At 72.2% G+C, this 16,527-nt stretch carries 15 protein-coding genes; 12 read left to right on the top strand and 3 right to left on the bottom strand.

Going from position 1 to position 16,527, the window contains the following annotated elements:
- The first annotated feature begins 277 nt into the window (after window positions 1-277).
- The 3 genes from JF597_RS23050 to JF597_RS23040 all read left to right on the top strand — a co-directional run bounded on the left by JF597_RS23050 (window position 278) and on the right by JF597_RS23040 (window position 3,467).
- Complete coding sequence (locus tag JF597_RS23050; RefSeq protein WP_293997806.1) at window positions 278-922, top strand: HNH endonuclease family protein; 645 nt, start codon at window positions 278-280, stop codon at window positions 920-922.
- Window positions 923-1,042: 120 nt separating this feature from the next.
- Window positions 1,043-2,668 carry an alkaline phosphatase D family protein gene (locus tag JF597_RS23045; RefSeq protein WP_293997804.1) on the top strand — a complete coding sequence of 542 codons (1,626 nt, stop codon included), beginning with the start codon at window positions 1,043-1,045 and terminating at the stop codon, window positions 2,666-2,668.
- Window positions 2,669-2,861: 193 nt separating this feature from the next.
- A complete protein-coding gene (locus JF597_RS23040; RefSeq protein ID WP_293997802.1) occupies window positions 2,862-3,467 on the top strand; it encodes a VTT domain-containing protein in 606 nt (201 codons plus the stop codon).
- Window positions 3,468-3,533: 66 nt separating this feature from the next.
- Here the strand turns inward: JF597_RS23040 and JF597_RS23035 are convergent, their stop codons facing one another.
- Entirely contained in the window at window positions 3,534-3,776 is a 243-nt protein-coding gene (locus JF597_RS23035; protein ID WP_293997801.1) for a DUF2277 domain-containing protein, read from the bottom strand.
- Window positions 3,777-3,867: 91 nt separating this feature from the next.
- Between JF597_RS23035 and JF597_RS23030 the strand changes: the two genes are divergently transcribed.
- Window positions 3,868-4,806 (top strand): ketopantoate reductase family protein, encoded by a 939-nt coding sequence (locus JF597_RS23030; protein ID WP_293997799.1) that lies wholly within the window; start codon window positions 3,868-3,870, stop codon window positions 4,804-4,806.
- Here JF597_RS23030 and JF597_RS23025 read toward each other — a convergent pair.
- Complete coding sequence (locus JF597_RS23025) at window positions 4,803-5,378, bottom strand: hypothetical protein (protein ID WP_293997797.1); 576 nt, start codon at window positions 5,376-5,378, stop codon at window positions 4,803-4,805. The two genes, JF597_RS23030 and JF597_RS23025, sit on opposite strands and share 4 nt — an antisense overlap.
- 105 nt (window positions 5,379-5,483) lie before the next feature.
- Here JF597_RS23025 and JF597_RS23020 point away from each other — a divergent pair, with 105 nt between their 5' ends.
- Complete coding sequence (locus JF597_RS23020) at window positions 5,484-7,385, top strand: SMI1/KNR4 family protein (protein ID WP_293997795.1); 1,902 nt, start codon at window positions 5,484-5,486, stop codon at window positions 7,383-7,385.
- 22 nt (window positions 7,386-7,407) lie between these two features.
- Here JF597_RS23020 and JF597_RS23015 read toward each other — a convergent pair whose 3' ends face one another.
- A complete protein-coding gene (locus tag JF597_RS23015; protein WP_293997793.1) occupies window positions 7,408-8,034 on the bottom strand; it encodes an isoprenylcysteine carboxylmethyltransferase family protein in 627 nt (208 codons plus the stop codon).
- Window positions 8,035-8,178: 144 nt separating this feature from the next.
- Between JF597_RS23015 and JF597_RS23010 the strand changes: the two genes are divergently transcribed.
- The 7 genes from JF597_RS23010 to JF597_RS22980 all read left to right on the top strand — a co-directional run bounded on the left by JF597_RS23010 (window position 8,179) and on the right by JF597_RS22980 (window position 16,509).
- On the top strand, window positions 8,179-8,466 hold the full coding sequence (locus JF597_RS23010) for a hypothetical protein (protein ID WP_293997791.1): 288 nt from the start codon (window positions 8,179-8,181) through the stop codon (window positions 8,464-8,466).
- Window positions 8,467-8,554: 88 nt separating this feature from the next.
- Complete coding sequence (locus JF597_RS23005; protein ID WP_293997776.1) at window positions 8,555-8,884, top strand: hypothetical protein; 330 nt, start codon at window positions 8,555-8,557, stop codon at window positions 8,882-8,884.
- A gap of 637 nt (window positions 8,885-9,521) precedes the next feature.
- Complete coding sequence (locus JF597_RS23000; RefSeq protein ID WP_293997774.1) at window positions 9,522-10,892, top strand: hydrolase; 1,371 nt, start codon at window positions 9,522-9,524, stop codon at window positions 10,890-10,892.
- Window positions 10,893-11,187: 295 nt separating this feature from the next.
- On the top strand, window positions 11,188-13,431 hold the full coding sequence (locus tag JF597_RS22995; RefSeq protein ID WP_293997772.1) for a HAMP domain-containing protein: 2,244 nt from the start codon (window positions 11,188-11,190) through the stop codon (window positions 13,429-13,431).
- 15 nt (window positions 13,432-13,446) lie between these two features.
- Window positions 13,447-14,910, top strand: a complete 1,464-nt coding sequence (gene pgsB / locus JF597_RS22990; protein WP_293997770.1) for a poly-gamma-glutamate synthase PgsB — start codon at window positions 13,447-13,449, stop codon at window positions 14,908-14,910.
- On the top strand, window positions 14,907-15,389 hold the full coding sequence (locus JF597_RS22985; protein ID WP_293997768.1) for a poly-gamma-glutamate biosynthesis protein PgsC/CapC: 483 nt from the start codon (window positions 14,907-14,909) through the stop codon (window positions 15,387-15,389). The genes pgsB and JF597_RS22985 overlap by 4 nt, the downstream gene beginning before the upstream one ends.
- 43 nt (window positions 15,390-15,432) lie before the next feature.
- Window positions 15,433-16,509, top strand: coding sequence for a hypothetical protein (locus JF597_RS22980; RefSeq protein WP_293997766.1), 1,077 nt, complete (start codon window positions 15,433-15,435; stop codon window positions 16,507-16,509).
- The last annotated feature ends 18 nt before the right edge of the window (window positions 16,510-16,527 follow it).

The raw sequence follows: 16,527 nt of genomic DNA, 5'->3' as shown, positions 1-16,527 counted from the left end.
CGAGATGGCCGAGGTCCGCCTCCGGGCGCCGGCTCAGACGGGCTGAGCAGTATGTCGACGGTCCGGCGAAGAGCTACTCCCCTTCAACGCCGTCAAGAGTACGTGACCGGGCCATCGATCCCAAGGCCGGGAGTCCCGCCTGTGAGTCACGTCGCACATCTTGTCGTGTCATGAACGCGTCATTAGTTTCTTACCGAACGCTCACCCGCCGGCAACACGGCGACGCGAGCATTCCCTCGCTCGCGCTCCAACACCCCACCCCCACCAGGGAGTTCGCATGCCGAAATTCTACGCGCGTCGACGAGTCAGCAAACTCGCGGCTCTTACCGCACTCATAGCCTCTGCCGCCCTCTTCAACTCGCCGAGCGCCTCCGCCGCCCTCCCCACCCCGGTCAGCGCCGCCACCGCACGCACCTACCTCGCCTCACTCACCGTCGCCACCGAGAACCGCACCGGTTACGCCCGCGACCTCTTCCCCACCTGGGACACCATCAGCGGCACCTGCAACACCCGTGAGTGGATCCTCAAGCGCGACGGCACGAACGTCGTCACCGACTCCGCCTGCACCGCCACCAGCGGCTCCTGGTACTCCCCCTACGACGGCGCCACCTGGACCGCCGCCTCCGACGTCGACATCGACCACCTGGTCCCGCTCGCCGAGGCCTGGGACTCCGGGGCGAGCAAGTGGACCACCGCCCAGCGCGAGGCGCTCGCCAACGACGTCACCCGCCCCCAGCTCCTCGCCGTCACGGACAACGTCAACCAGTCCAAGGGCGACAAGGACCCGGCCGAGTGGATGCCCTCGCTCACGTCCTACCGCTGCACCTACGTCCGCGCCTGGGTCCAGGTGAAGTACTACTACAACCTCTCGGTCGACTCCGCCGAGAAGAGCGCGCTCACCAGCTACCTCTCCGCCTGCTGAGCGCCGGAACCTCCCCGCGGGCCTCCGTCGTTCCGTACCGTACGGGGCGACGACCGAGGCAGGCCGAAGGGGCTCACAGCGCCCCGTAGGCGAGCCGAAAGAGGAAAAGGGGGGGGGACTGTGGCCGGACTGCGCCTGGGACCGCTGCTGAGGTACACCGACGGCTCGTCGGCGACCGTCTGGGTCGAGGCGAGCCGTCCGGGTACCGCCGAGGTGCGCTGCTCGGACGGCGCCGGCGGCACCGCGCACACCTTCCAGGTGGCCGGCCACCACTACGCCCTCGTCCCGGTCACCGGACTGACGCCGGGCACCTCACCGTCGTACGACGTCCTGCTCGACGGCACCCGCGTGTGGCCGCCGCCCGGCTCCCCCTTCCCGCCCTCGGTGATCCGCACCCCGGCCGCGGGCGAGCCCCTGCACGTCGTCTTCGGCTCCTGCCGCTGGGCCGCGCCGCCCGCCGACGGCCGGGACCCGGTCGGTCCGGACGCCCTCGACGGCCTCGCCGCCCGCATCGCCGCCGGCGGCGAACGGCCCGACGTGCTCCTGCTGCTGGGCGACCAGGTGTACGCCGACGAGACCTCGGCGGCCACCCGGCGCTGGCTGGCCGCCCGCCGCGACCTCGCGGACCCGCCCGGCGCCGAGGTCGCCGACTACGAGGAGTACACCCGCCTCTACCACGAGTCCTGGCTCGACCCCGAGGTGCGCTGGCTGCTCTCCACCGTGCCCAGTTGCATGATCTTCGACGACCACGACCTGATCGACGACTGGAACACCTCCGCGGCCTGGCTGGCCGACCTGCGCGCCACGCCCTGGTGGCAGGAGCGGCTGCTGAGCGGGCTGATGTCGTACTGGGTCCACCAGCACCTGGGCAACCTCTCCCCCGCCGAGCTCGCCGCCGACCCGCTGTACACCGCCGTGTGCGACGCACCCGACGGCACCGACGAGTTGCGCGCCTTCGCCGCCGGGGCCGACGCCGATCCGGCCTCCGTACGGTGGAGTTACCGGCGTGACTTCGGGCGGGTGCGGGTGCTGATGGTGGACACCCGGGCGGCACGGGTCCTGGACGAGACGAACCGCGCCATGCTCGACCCCGGCGAGGCCGAGTGGCTGCGCGAACAGGCCCTGACCGGCCGGGAGTCGTACGACCATCTCCTCGTCGGCACCTCGCTGCCCTGGCTGCTGCCGCCCCTGATACACGACCTCGAGACCTGGGACGCGGCACTGTGCCGGGGCCAACGGGGCACCCGCTGGGCCCGGTTCGGGGAACGCCTGCGCCGCGCCGCCGACCTGGAGCACTGGGCGGCCTTCCCCGCCTCCTTCGCCGAACTGGCCGGCCTGTTCGCCCGGACCGGCTCCGGCCCCGAGGCACCCGCCTCCGTCTGCGTGCTCTCCGGAGACGTCCACCACGCCTACGTGGCCGAGCCCGCATGGCCCGCCGGGACCGCACCGAAATCCCGTGTGCTGCAGCTCACCTGCTCCCCCGTCCACAACTCCGTGCCGCCGACGATCCGGGTCGGCTTCCGGGTCGGCTGGAGTGCCCCGGCCCGGCTCCTCGGGCGCCTGCTGCTACGGCACGGGCGGTGCGCACGGCCTCCGGTGACCTGGCGGAAGAAGGGCGGCCCGTGGTTCGGCAACCAGCTCATGACGCTGACGCTGCACGGCCGTTCGGCCCGGCTGCGGCTGGAGCGGGCCCGCCGGAACGGGACCCTGGAGACCGTGACGGAGTCCGTCCTCACCACCCGATGACGTCCGCCAGCCGCACGGCACGCGCCGGCTGCCGTATGACGCCGCATGGCACCCGCATGACCGTTCCCCGATATCCCTTTGCCGAACATACGAGCCCCCCGTGACACTCCTGTCACACCCCCCGCGTACGCTGTATGGCTGTCGTCGGGGGGCACAACAGGACAATCGCGGGGGAACCGTCGTGTGGGAGAGCATGGGATCACTGGAGGCCGGGCCATGGATATACGCCATGGTGGCCCTCTCCGTGCTGCTTGACGTGTTCCTGCCGGTCCTGCCGAGCGGAGTACTGGTCATCACCGCGGCCACGGCAGCGGCGGCGGGCACCGGCGCGTCGGCCGATCAAGTCCCGCCGCACGCCCTGCCCGACATCCTGGCGCTCACCCTCTGCGCGGCCACCGCATCGGTCCTCGGCGACCTGTTCGCCTACCGGCTGGCCCGGCGCGGCGGGGCCCGCCTGGACCGCGCGATCGCCCGCTCCCGGCGCCTGACCAACGCGCAGGAACGTCTCGGCGAGGCCCTCTCCCGGGGCGGCGGCGCGCTGGTGGTCCTGGCCCGTTTCGCCCCGGCCGGCCGCTCGATCGTCTCCCTCGGCGCCGGCGCGACCCACCGCAGCGTCCGCGACTTCCTCCCCTGGTCCGCCCTGGCAGGCCTGACCTGGGCGATCTACAGCGTCGCCCTCGGCTGGCTGGGCGCCCAGTGGCTGGGCGCGACCTGGATGGCGACGGCGGTATCGGTGGCGGCGCTGTTCGGCGCGGGCGCCGGGGCCGGGTACCTGATGCGAAGACGCCGCCCCGCCTAGTACGCACCGCCCACAGCCGCGGCCACCCCTGTCGATTCAGCAACCGCGGACACTCACGCCCCCGCCTCAGCCCCCACCCACGGTGCCCGGCGCAGCCGCCTGACCCCGCACCTCCAGTCCCCCCAACAACGCAGCGGTGGCCTCCGCGACGGCGTCCACCGCCCGCTCGAACACCTCCCGGTTGTGCGCGGCCGGCGCCCGGAACCCGGACACCTTCCGCACGTACTGCAACGCGGCAGCACGGATCTCCTCCTCGGTGGCCTCCTCGGCCAGCTGAGGCGGACGCAGGGTCTTGATACTCCGGCACATGTCCCCAGTCTCCCGCAGACCGCCTCCCTCCTGCGAGGATCTTCCAGAGGCGGCCACCGCTCCCGGGGCCGACCGACGAGAGGACACCTCCATGCCGAACAACCCGGACGCCCCGGACACCCCCACCGCCCCCGGTCCCCGTCTCACCGTCGCCGTCCTCGGCCCCGGCGGCGTCGGCGGCCTGCTCGCCGCCCTGCTCTCCCGCTCCGGCCATCGCGTTCTCTGCCTCGCGGGCGAGGAGACGGCACGCACCCTCCGCACCACGGGAATCCAGGTCCGCAGCACCCGCTTCGGCGACTTCACGGCCCCCGTCGACGCCGGCACGGCCCTCCGCGAACCCGTCGACGCCTGCCTGATCACCGTCAAGGCCACCGCCCTGGACGCGGCCCTCACCCGGATCCCGCCCGAGGCCCTCGGCGACGGCCTCCTCGTCCCGTTCCTGAACGGCGTGGAACACCCCGCGCTGCTGCGCGCCCGCTACGCCCCCGACCGCGTGGCCCCCGCGGTGATCCGCGTCGAGTCGACCCGCACCGCCCACGGCCTGATCGAACACACCAGCCCCTTCGCGGAGATCGACCTGACCGGCGCCAAGGCCCCACGCCCCCGTCTGGACGCCCTGGCCGAAGCCCTCACCGCCGCCGGCCCGGTCACCCACGTCCTGGACGACGAAGCCACCGCCCTCTGGGCCAAGATGGCCTTCCTCGCACCGTTCGCCCTCCTCACCACCCGCTACGCCCTCCCCCTCGGCGAGGCCCGCACCCGCCACCGCGAGGAACTGGCCTCCCTCGTGGCGGAGACCGCGGCCGTCAGCCGCGCCTGCGGCGTCCCCGCCGACCCGGCGCAGGCCCTGGCCCGGTACGACGCCTTCCCGCCCGCCGCCAAGTCCTCGATGCAACGCGACGCGGAGGCCGGCCGCCCGCTCGAACTCGACGCGATCGGGGGCGCGCTGCTGCGCGCCGCGGACCGGCACGGCGTACCCGTGCCGGTGACGGCCCGCATCGTCAGGGAGTTGCGCGAGGCCGGACGCTAACGGCCGTTCCGCCCGGGGGTGCGGGCCGCGGCGACGAAGGCGGCCATCTTCTCGCGGCTCTTGACCCCCGGCGCGGTCTCCACACTGCTGGAGACGTCCACGCCGTACGGCCCGAACTCCTCGATGACACCGGCGACGTTGTGCTCGTCGAGGCCGCCGGCGATCACCACCTTCCCCGGTACCTCGCCGACCCAGTCCGGGATGTCCGCGAACACGCCGCTGCCCGCGCTGGCGTCGTAGAAGAAGTACCGGAGCGCCTCCGGCTTCTCCGGCGGCGCGCCGGAGGCGAGGGCGAGGTTCGGGATGTCGGCCGGCTCATAGATCTGGACGACGTCGAAGTGGCCGGCGACGGCGGCCGTCTCGGCGTGCGTCAGGGCCACGGCGAAGACGGGGATCCGTCCCCGGGCGTATCCGGCCAGCGCCACGGCCCGCTCGGGCGGGCAGTACCGCTTGCTCTTCGGCGTCACGACGATCCCGACAGCGTCGTACCCCAGCTCGACGGCCCAGTCGATCTGCTCCTCCCGGGTGAGCCCGCACACCTTCACGAACGCCGGCTGCCGCTGCCCGCTCATCCTGTCCCTGCTCCGTTCTCCCGCCCGGCGGGAACACGCTCCTGCCCCCAGCTTCTCAGCCCGCGGGCCGGGCCGTTGTCAGTGCCGGCTGCCAGGATCACCGGCATGACGCAGACGAGCGAGGACTGGCGGCCGTTCCTGGTCCGGTGGAGCCAGGAGTGGGCGGACGCGCAGGGCGGCGACGCGACGGAGCGTGACGAAGAACCCCTGCGGACACGCTGGCTGGGATTCCCGCCCGCACCGGAGGAGCGCATCCGCGAGCTGGAGGAGCGGCTCGGGCACCGGCTGCCGCCGTCGTACCGGTCCTTCCTCGCGGTGACCGACGGCTGGCGGCACGCGGGCGGATTCCTCTGGGTGCTCGCCGGCACCGGCCAGGCCCGCTGGCACGAGGACGCGGCGGGCCTGTCCGAGTACTTCCCGGGAGAACTGGACGACGGCCCCGCCCCCGAGGACCAACTCCTCGCCGGAATGTGGGGGCGGGCACTGCAACTGGACGTGGAGTCGGACGCCCTCTACGTCCTGCTCGACCCGGGCGACGTGGACGGGGCGGGCGAGTGGGCCGTGTACACGTGGGCCCCCTGGCACGCCGAACCCCCGACGCGGTACGGGTCGTTCCGGGTGTTCATGGCGGCGATGTACCGCGAGTTCCACCACCTCCAGGTGAGCCGCTCGGAGCGACAGGGATCGGTGTTCGTCAACGCGACGACCCGGGCCCTGGACGCCTCCGTGGCGGCCGCACGGCTGGACGCGCTCGCCGGAAGGTACGAGCAGGCCGCGGCAGCGCTGGCGGAGGCGGTCGCCTTCGGCAGGCCACGCGCGCGAGGACTGCACGACCAGATCCGCCGACTGCTCGGGGAGACGTACCTGGTGTCCTTCCGCGGCCTGGCGGCCGACCCGGTGTACGCCCCGGAGATCGTGCCCGTGCTGGCGGCCGAGCACGTCCGCATGCGCCGGGACGGGGGTCTGGCGGCCCATGACCTGCCCGGCGCCGCCGACGCGGTGCGCGCGACGGCGGACGAGGTCCTCGGGCAGATACGGGAGGGCACCTACCGCTACACCGCCGAAGGCCCCTTCGGCCGGGCCGTCGAGGAGGCCCGGGAACTGGCCCGCTGGGGCGAGACGGACGCGGCCTGGCACACCCTGCGCGCCGCCCTGCCCGACTGGCGGCCGCTGAGCCCCGAGCACCTCGCCCCGCTCGGCCTGTGCGCCGACCCGCTCCTCGGCCCCCTGATCACACCCGACCGCGGCCGCGAACTCCTCGCCACACCCCGTGCCGGACAGCCGGGTGCCACCCCGCCGCCCACCGCCGACCTGGACCCCCCGGGCCTGGCCTGGCTGGCCGACGAGACCCCCGGCACCTTCCTGACCTCCTACCGCTTCCTCCTCCTGGAAGGCGTGGCCCCGCTCGCACTGCCCTCCCTCATAGCTCCCGACGCCGACACCGACGGACCCACCGCCCTCAACGCCCCGGCGGCGCCGGGGGACGCCCGGATGCGTTTCCGTGCCGCAGACACCGTCCCGCCGTGGGCGGACACGGCACTGGCCGCCGTCGGCCGGGCGGGCACCGGCTGGAGCTTCGCGTTCGAAGGGCGGCCGGGCGGGGGCTTCGACGAGCGGCGCCTGGTCTCCCCTGGCCTGGCCGCCTCCCGGGACACCCGCGCGGTCACGGTGTGGAGCCGGCCGTCGCGCGACCACCACCCGGGCGTCTTCTACCTCTCCGTGGCCGAGAACGGCGAGGAGCGGTACGGCCTCACCGCCGTCGGCACCACGACCGAACACCGGGGTCCCGTCCCGGAGGCCCTCCGCTTCCCACTCGACGGCCCCGACGAGCACCGGCGGCACGAGCGCCGCGTCCTGGAGGCCCTCGCCACCGAGTTCGGCGTCCGCCTGCCCCGGTTCGCACTCGCCGAGGGCCGCCTGCACACCCTCCGCACCCGCCCCTGGAACCGCGCCCCGGGCCCGGGCGAGTCCTACCTGACCGTCCGCCTCGTGCCGTACCGGCCGTAGCGGAGCCTCGTGCCACCCTGCGCTACACGTGCCGGGTGCGGACCGGGGTCGGACGCGTCCACGGTATGAGCGCCGGAACGCGGGCGCGGTAGGCCTGGTACGAGGCCCCGAACCGGCCGGCCATCAGCGCGTCCTCGGTCCGTACCCGGCTCAGCAGCCACGGGGCGGTGACCGCCAGGACGGCTGTCCAGACGCCGAAACCGCAGGCCAGCATGGCGCCGACGACCAGTCCGAGCAGGCCGGTGTATATGGGGTGGCGAACCAGCCCGTAGGGCCCGTCGGTGCGCAGTTCGTGGTGCTCCTGGACCGTCGGGACGCTGGCCCACATCGTGCCCAGGACCCAGCGGGCCCACAGCAGCAGAGCGGTGGCGGCGACGGCGAGGAGGGCGCCGAGGAGCGCGAGTCCCGGCTGCCAGTACTGCAGACGGTGCCAGAACCCGGCGGTGTGCCCGACCAGCCAGGAGAACAGCCAGGCCCCCGCGACCAGCAGTACCCGGCGGGGCAGCGTACGGCGCAGTCCCCGCACCCAACCGCGCGCACCGGCCGGGCTCTTCATTCCGAAATAGACGGCACCCGCGATCCAGGCCACGACGAAGACCAGGACGCAGACACCGGTGAGAGCGACAAGTCCCGAGTGCAGTGATCCCATGCCCCAAGGCTCCTCCGGCACCCGGCCCTTCACCACCACCCACGGGTCGATGGAGAGAACCTCCACCCACCGGTCGGGTCCCGGTCCGGTCTCGTTCTGAGGGCGGAGCCGGCGGAGTCCGCGGCTCCGGGAGACGCTTCCGCGGTGGACGGCGGAATCAGACGGTACGCGAAGTGGGTCGGGGACGCGGTCGCGGCGGTGGCCATGGTGGTGTTCGAGGCGGTCGCGCTGTTCGGAGTCCTGGCCGTTCTGACACTCGGCACGTCGGGGGCGGCCTGGGTCCCCCGGTCGTGCCTGGGAGGTCTCGCCCTGTGTGCGGGGATCATCGCGGCGGCGGCGTGGAGCGCGCGGATGTGGGTCACGGCTGCGCTGCAGGGGGCGGTCGCCGGGGTCTGCCTGGTGGCGGTGATCGATCTCTGGGGCGGCGGGTGACGACGCGGACCGGCGGCACCGCGCGTCGAACACATGAACCCCACGAACAAACTCGCCACCTAAAATCGAACAGGCGTACCATTGCCGCGTGGCTGCGACCTATGACTTTCCGAGTGACCTCCTCGCCGGTCAGGAGGAGCTGCATCAGGTCCGGGCCGAGCTGTCGGCCCTGCTGAAGCGGCTCCCCTGGTCGGTCGAGCCGCTGGACGGATTCAGTGACGAGGGCGGCTGGCGCAAGGTGGAGCGCCCCGCCTCCCCGGGCTGGACCGAGGACGAACAGGCCGAGGTGGAGAAGCTGCGCCGTCGCGAGCACGAACTCGCGGTGTTCGTCAGCGGCCACCGCTTCTGGGCGGAGGTCACCGCACCGGACCGCATGGACGCCCGGAGCCGGCTCAAGCACGCGCACGAGACGGATTGAACACACGAGAGGCCCCGGCCGCTCGGCCGGGGTCGTCTGTTCACGTGGGCGCGGACGGCGTCGAACCGCCGGCCTCCTGCCCGCAGGAGCAAACGAGCCGCGCCGACTCGCACTAGTGGCCGGATCGGCGAGAACGGGAGACGGGGAACCGCTGCCGGATCCTTGACGGCGCCTGCGACGCTCGCGAACAGCAGCGCACGGGCACCTGGATCGCAGTCGGGTACGCGAAGTCGACGGGTGGCGTGCGAGGCCCCTGACGTCGGCCGACTTCGTTCAGGTCGCGCCGGCGTCGCTCTCGCGGCCGGATACGGGCCGCCCGAGCTGCCCGCGGCCGACCAGCCCACGCGGTGCCACACAGGCAGAGCGGCGGCAGGCCGATGCCCACGCCGAGGAGGGCGACTTCCGGTTCGGCGGCGGCACCCGCAACCAGGCAGGGGATGTGCGGCCGCAACGACACCTCGAAGACATCGCCCCTCAGGCGGAGCGCACGGCTTCAGCCCGGCGTATACGACTCGGCATCCCGTACGTGAGTGGCTGCGGCTACCTCCCGAGGCGGCGGATCCGGCTGACGCTGTGGCGGTACGGTGTGCGACAGTCGATCGCCCATTCCGCGACCGCGGACCAACAAGGGGGTTCCATGAAACACCGCCGCCCGCGCCACCGCCGCCAAGTGATAGCCAGAGCGGCCGGCACGGCGAGTGCGCTGGCCGTCGCCCTGGGTGCGGGGATGACGCCGGCGATGGCCGCCGGGAACACCGCCGCCAAGCCGGCGGCCAACGGGTTCTCGCCCGACCAGACCGACCAGACCGACCAGACCACGCCTTGGGCGCCCACGAACGACGAGGCGGTGCTCCAGAAGTCCCTCAGCACCAAGACCCTCAGCGCCCAGACTCTCGCAGCCGGCCGCGCCAACGCGACCGGTCTCCAGCTCACCATGCCCGCGCCGGCGGGGAAGTACAGCGTCGGCATGGTCGGCCTGCACCTCGTCGACAAGTCCCGTACGGATCCTTACGTTTCCGGCAGCAAGCCTCGCGAGCTGATGGTCTCGCTCTGGTACCCGGCCACCAACACGTCCGGGCACTACCAGGCGCCCTGGATGCCGTCGATCTCCGGCGCCCACTTCCTCGCCACCCGTGGCCTGTCGCCGCAGCAGGTGACCCTGCCGAAGACCGCGGGACATGTCCTCGCCCCGGTGAACACCAAGCTCGGCAAGCTGCCCGTCCTGCTGTACTCGACCGGCCTGCACTCGGACCGCGCGATGGGCACCGCCCTCGCCCAGGACCTCGCCAGCCGCGGCTACCTTGTCGTCACCGTCGATCACACCCACGACGCCAACGAGGTGCAGTTCCCGGGCAACCGGCTCGAGGTCAACACGATGCCGGCGGGCGCCCATTCCTCCGACACCCTGAAGGTGCGCGCGGCCGACATCAAGTTCGTCATCAACCAGCTCGGCACGCTCAGCAAGGGCGGCAACCCCGACGCCGGCAAGGCCACGCTCCCCGCCGGGCTGACGAAGTCGGTGGACATGTCCCGCATCGGGATGTTCGGCTGGTCACTGGGCGGCGCGGCGGTCGCCACCTCCATGCAGCTCGACAGCCGTATCGCCGCCGGTGCCAACCTGGACGGGCAGTTCTTCGGGTCGGCTCAGAACAAGGACCTCAAGCGCCCCTTCATGCTCTTCAGCTCCGGCAGCCACAACCGCAACAACGACTCGTCGTGGCGCACGATGTGGTCGCACCTCAAGGGTTACCGGGTCGACATCAAGCTCAAGGGCTCGGCGCACCTGTCCTTCAGCGACAACGAGTGGATGGTGCCCCAGCAGGCGCGCCTGCTCGGCATCTCCCAGTCGCAGCTCCAGCAGCAGTACGGCACGATCGACCCGACCCGGGCGGTCAGGGTCCAGAGCGTCTATCTCGCGGCCTTCTTCGACCAGGAGCTGAGCAAGAAGCACAGCACCCTGCTCGACGGGCCCTCCACGAAGTACCCGGAGATCTCCTTCGTCCGCTGACCGGACGACCGACCGGAGAGGTGAGGGGCGGGTCCTGTTCGTGGGTCCGCCCTTCGTCCTGTCGGGGGTGGTCGCCCACCGCGGGCCGGCCTTCTCCCCATGGCCAGTTCACACGTACGACACTGGCATGATTATGTGACGGTTATGTGATGGCGTGAGGCTAGAGTGTTTGCGACGTCAAACATTCGAACGCTTGGCGCCAGTTGAGGAAGGATCCGCTGCCCTGCCCTCCGCCCCCCGGGCGCCGCGCCGACACCGTGTCCGCCGCCGCGCCGATATGCCGATACTTGGCGGGGTGCGCCCGCCGATAGCCGCTCTCGTCGGACTGCTGCTGGTGGTCGCCGTCGTGACCGTGATCGGTCTCGACGGCATCCACGCGACGCGAGTGCCGCAGGCCGTGCTGAACGGGGAGCAGCAGATCGCCGCGGACACCGCGCTGTCGATGCGCACCGCGATCGACGTCGAGGCGAACTCGGTGCACCGTACGGCGAACACGTACCCCGCGACGAGCGCGTCGACCCCCACGACCACGCTCAAGGCGCTGACCTCCGCCAGGAAGGCGGTCGTCGGCAGCGCGCTGATCGACGCGCGCACCGGCAAACTGCTGGCGGCCGGCGGCAAGTCGGTGCCGCTGGCCGGGGTGGACGTCGCCAGGACGGCGTCCGGGCACGGTGTGCTCCGGCCCCGCCTGGTGACCTCGAACGGCACCCGGGAGCTGCTGTACTTCGCCAAGGTCACGGTGCCCGCGCAGCAGGACGACGCCAACCAGGACCAGCTGGTGAACCGGGCCGACCGGCAGTGGCTGCTCGTGGTCTCCGAGGTGCTCCCCGCTCTCACGACGTACGGCGACGGACGCGCCGCCGCAGTGCTCGACGCGAACGGCACCGCACTCGCCACCACGACCCGCGGCACGGCGGTGCCGGCCGCCGCCGACAGCGGGCTGCCCGCGACGGCGGCCCGTGCGGCGAAGGCAGGGCCTGACACCGACGGCTCGGGAAGCCTGCTGGGCGCCGCCACGGGCAGCCGGCGCACGGTGGCCGGCTGGGCCCAGGTCGCCTCGGCGACCGGTCCGGGCAGCACCGACGACCTCGGTCTCGTGGTGTTCACCTCCCGCGCGGTGCCCGTCACGACCGCCGCCACCGACTACCTGCCCTTCGCCCTCAAGGCCGCGGGGGCACTGGCCGGGGTCGCGCTGCTGCTCGGGCTGGCGCTGCACTTCTTGGTGCAGCGGCCGCTGCTGCGGCTGTATCTGTCCGCCGGCCGGCTGGCCCGGGGCGCGACCGAGGACGGGACGGCCGCGCTGGAGGAGCTGTACCGACCGGTTCCGGTGCACGGCTTCGGGGAACTGGCCCGCATCGGGCGGGCACTGGAGTCACTGCGCCGGCAACTGCTCGGCGAGAGCGGCCCCGAGGAGATCCCGGCCCGGCGCGGACCGGGCTACCGGGCGCTGGCCGTGGTCGGCGTCGTGGTGGTGGCCTGCTGGGCGGTGCCGATGATCTCCGTGCTGAACCGGGCGGACGTCGCGACCGCCGTTCCCGCTCCGGTCCTCGCCGACCAGCAGGCGCGCACCGAGATCGCGACGAACCGGATCCGGCAGTCCCTCGACCAGTCGTACACCGACCTGACCGAGACGGCCGCACGGCTGCCGGGCACGAGCCGGGCGGACCAGGCCAAGGCCCTGCGGCACGCCCTCGCCGGCCACCGGTCGTACCGCTCGCTGTATCTCCTGGACCGCTCGGGCGGCATCACGCTGAGGGTGGGCGAGACGCCACTGCGCACCCTCGTCCACGTGCCCCGGGGCGGCGGGATCACCACCGTCAACACCTCGGGCCGGATCCCGGCGATCGCCGCCTACGCCCAGGTCCGGGCCGTCACGGGCAAGACCCCGGCGGCCGGCGTGGTGCTGTTCGGCGAGATCGACGTGAAGGCTCTCAACTCCCTTCTGGCCAGGCCGAAGCTGGGCAGCGTCTGGGTGACGGACCGCAACCACAAGGTGCTGGCGGCGAGTGTGGGCTACCGCGCCTTCCAGGCGCTGCCCGACTCCGGCCTGACCCGCCTCGCCCGCTCCACCCAGGGCGCCCCCGGCACACCGGGCACCGCGACCTCGGCGGTGCTCCGCACGTCCTCCGGCCCGTCCGTCGACGCTGCCGCACCGCTGGCGCAAAGCGGTCCGACGGCCCAGCTCGGCTGGCACGTGGTGACCGCCGAACCCGCGGCAGCGCTCCAGATCCCCGCGATGCAGGCCCAGCAGCGCACCATGCTCGCCGGGATCCTCGGCCTCACCTTGGGCGCACTCTGCCTGGGCTGGCTCCACGTCCTGGTGATCCGGCCACTGCGCTCGGTCGCCGTGCTCGTCGCACGGCTCGCCGGCGGAGACCGCCGTACCGTGCTGCACCCGGTCAACCACGACGAGATCGGCTCGGTCACCCGCAGCCTGGAGCTGATCCGCCAGGCTCTGGCGGAACAGGACCGGGCAGCGAGATCCGGCCATGCCGCCGGGCCCTACCGGCCCCTGCGCGAGAACACCCTCCAGCGGTAGAAGGACGGAATCGGCATGCTCTTCCTCTATGTCATAGTCCTGCTCTGCTGCGCCGGACTGTGGATCGCTGGAATCCTCGAACAGCAGCGGCACTTCGCCTCGCTGGAGCAGATACCCACGCGGGTGCTGGTCAACGGCATCCGCGGCAAGAGTTCGATCACCCGGCTATGCGCGGGCGCCCTGCGCGGCGGTGGTCTGGTCACGGTGGCCAAGACCACCGGAACCGCGGCCCGGTTCATCCATCCGGATGCCACCGAGGAACCGATCTACCGCAAGTTCGGGCTGTCCAACATCGTCGAGCAGATCGGCATCGTGCGCCGGGCGGCGACCTACCGGCCGGACGCGCTGGTGATCGAGTGCATGGCGGTGATGCCCGCGCTGCAGGAGATCAACCAGGAGAAGCTGATCCGTTCCACGATCGGCGTGCTGTGCAACGTCCGCGAGGACCATCTGGAGGAGATGGGGCCGACGCTGGACGACGTCGCCCGCTCGCTCTCCCGCTCCATGCCGGTGGGCGGGGTGTGCGTGACGGCGGAGAAGGACCGTTTCCACATCCTCCAGGAGGAGGCCGACGCCCGTAACTGCAGGCTGGTCTACGCCGACCCGGAGATGGTCACCGACGAAGAGCTGCGTGGCTTCAGCTGGTTCACCTTCAAGGAGAACGTGGCGATCGCGCTCACCGTCGCCGAGTTGCTCGGCGTGGAGCGGCACACCGCGATGCAGGGCATGTGGGACGCGCCGCCCGACCCGGGCGTGCTGTCGGTGGAGCGCTACATCACCCCCGGCGGGGGGCGGCTGCGGTTCGCCAACGTCTTCGCGGCCAACGACCCCGAGTCGACGCTGATGAACGTCAAGCAGCTGGAGGACCTGGGCGCGATCAGGCGGCCGGTCAACGCGGTCATCAACTGCCGCCCGGACCGGGTGGAGCGCAACGGCCAGATGGGCGCGATCGTCCCCGACCTCGGCGCCGAGACGGTGTTCCTGATCGGCCACCCGACCAAGAGCGCCCGCGACGCGATTCCGGCCGACTTCGCCGGGCGGGTGGTGGATCTCGGCGGCGACCGCCGGGACCCCGAGGAGGTGACCGCAGCGATCCTCGCCGAACTCGGCCCGGCCGCCTCCCTGGTGGCGATCGGCAACATCCACGGCCAGGGCGAGCTGTTCCTGGAATGTCTCGCCGAGCTGCCGCTGGACGAGTCGGAGGAGCTGCTCAACGCCGTTCCGGGCGGCGACGGACTGGACCAGGAGACCATGCAGATCGCGCTGGTCCGGCCCCAGATCGCGACGGCCCGGCCGCCGGAGTCGGAGCCGTACAGCTGGGTGGCGCCGCTGGAGACCCCGACGATGGCCTTCCACTTCCCGGAACAGCGCGAACTCGCCCGCCGGGTCGCCGCCCGCGAGGGCCGGCCCGACGGCCGGAACGCCACAGACGACTCGCGCCACCCGTACGATCCGTCCCAGTCCACGAGGAACCCGTGATCCCCGCCAATCTCAACGCACAGACCGCCGCGCTCGGGATCGCCCTCGGGCTGGTCTTCTCGCTCGTCTGCTATCTGACCACCAATCTCTCCCCCGGTGGGATGATCACCCCGGGCTGGATCGCCCTCACGCTCGTCACCGACGTGCAGATGGCCGGGCTGATGGTCGGTGTGGCGGGGCTGACGTACTTCATGACGAAGCTGCTGCAGCGCACGGTGATTCTCTACGGAAAGCGGCTGTTCGCGGCCGTGGTGCTGTGCGCGGTGCTGATACAGACCACCGTGATGCTCGCCCTCAGTCACGAGTTCCCGCTGCTTTATACGTCACAGACCCTTGGTTTCATCGTGCCCGGCCTGGTCTCCTACCAGATGGTCCGTCAGCCGCTGGCGCCCACGCTCATCTCGACCACCGCGGTGACACTGGCCACCTACGTGGTGCTGGTCTCCGGTCTGCTGATCGGCGTCCTGCCCACCGCCTGACCCGGCCCCCGCCCTCTCACCTCGTGCTTCAGGAGGATCGTCCATGCATTCCCAACACGCAGGCAAACGCAGCCAACCGAACCGCCGCGCCCTGCTCGGGACGATCGCGGGCGTCGCGGCCGCCGGGGTGGCGGGCGCGTTCGCCTGGGACCGCCTCGGGCAGGACAGCGGTGACGCCTCGGCCGACGACGGCACCGGCACCGGCCCGAGCTCCCGGCCCACCGGGGCCCACACCTTCGAGCGGCTGACCGCCCCCGACCGCACCGTGGCCCGCTCCGCCGACGGCGGCACGCTCGCCACGTTCACCGACGGAGCGCGTACGGCCGTACTCACCGGGCCCGCCCGCACCTTCAGCGAGCCGCGGACCACCGAGGCCAAGGTGACCACGGACGCCTGGGTGCGGGTGCTGCCGCACGCGTGGCAGCAGGGCATGGAGAAGTCCGCCTGGTTTAGGGGCTGGTTCCCCAAGGCTCTCGCCGACACCAGCCCGGACGTCTTCGCGGTGGCGTTCCAGTACAGCAGCGCCGGGGCACGCGACAAGCGCAACGCCGACGGTGTGCGCTACGCGGGCACCGCGCACTTCGGCCCGCGCAATTCCAAGGTCAGCAACCCGCTGGACTTCGCCTACTACGACGAACAGTCCGACTTCTTCGACTATCTGGGCGTGCCCTGGGACTTCCCGGACGGCACCCGGGTGCAGCCGGAGCAGGCCCGCTACGGCTGCGTCGACTGCTCCGGCTTCCAGCGACTGGTGTGGGGCTACCGCATGGGCATCCCCCTGCACAACACCAACACCAAGGGCGTCGGCCTGCCGCGCCGCGCCTACGCCATCGCCGCCTACGGCCCCGGCCGCCTGATCATCCCCCAGACCGACGAGCGGCCCACCGATCTGGGCGTCCTGCAACCCGGCGATCTGGTCTTCTTCGCCATCATCAAGGACCGCCCGAACTTCATCGACCACGTCGGCTTCTACATGGGCCTCGACGACCAGGGCCGCCACCGCTTCTACTCCAGCCGCTCCGCCGCCAACGGCCCGACCATGGGCGACCTGTCGGGCCACGCGCTGCTGGACGGCACCGACTTCTACGCCCGCGGCTTCCGGGCGGCCCGCCGCCTGTGATCCCGCCGCCCGCGCCCC

Source organism: Streptomyces sp. (genome assembly GCF_019510245.1).
In the GTDB taxonomy this organism is placed as follows: Bacteria; Actinomycetota; Actinomycetes; order Streptomycetales; family Streptomycetaceae; genus Streptomyces.
The sequence above is the reverse complement of the archived record's forward strand: the minus strand, read 5'-3'. Positions and strand labels throughout refer to the sequence as shown.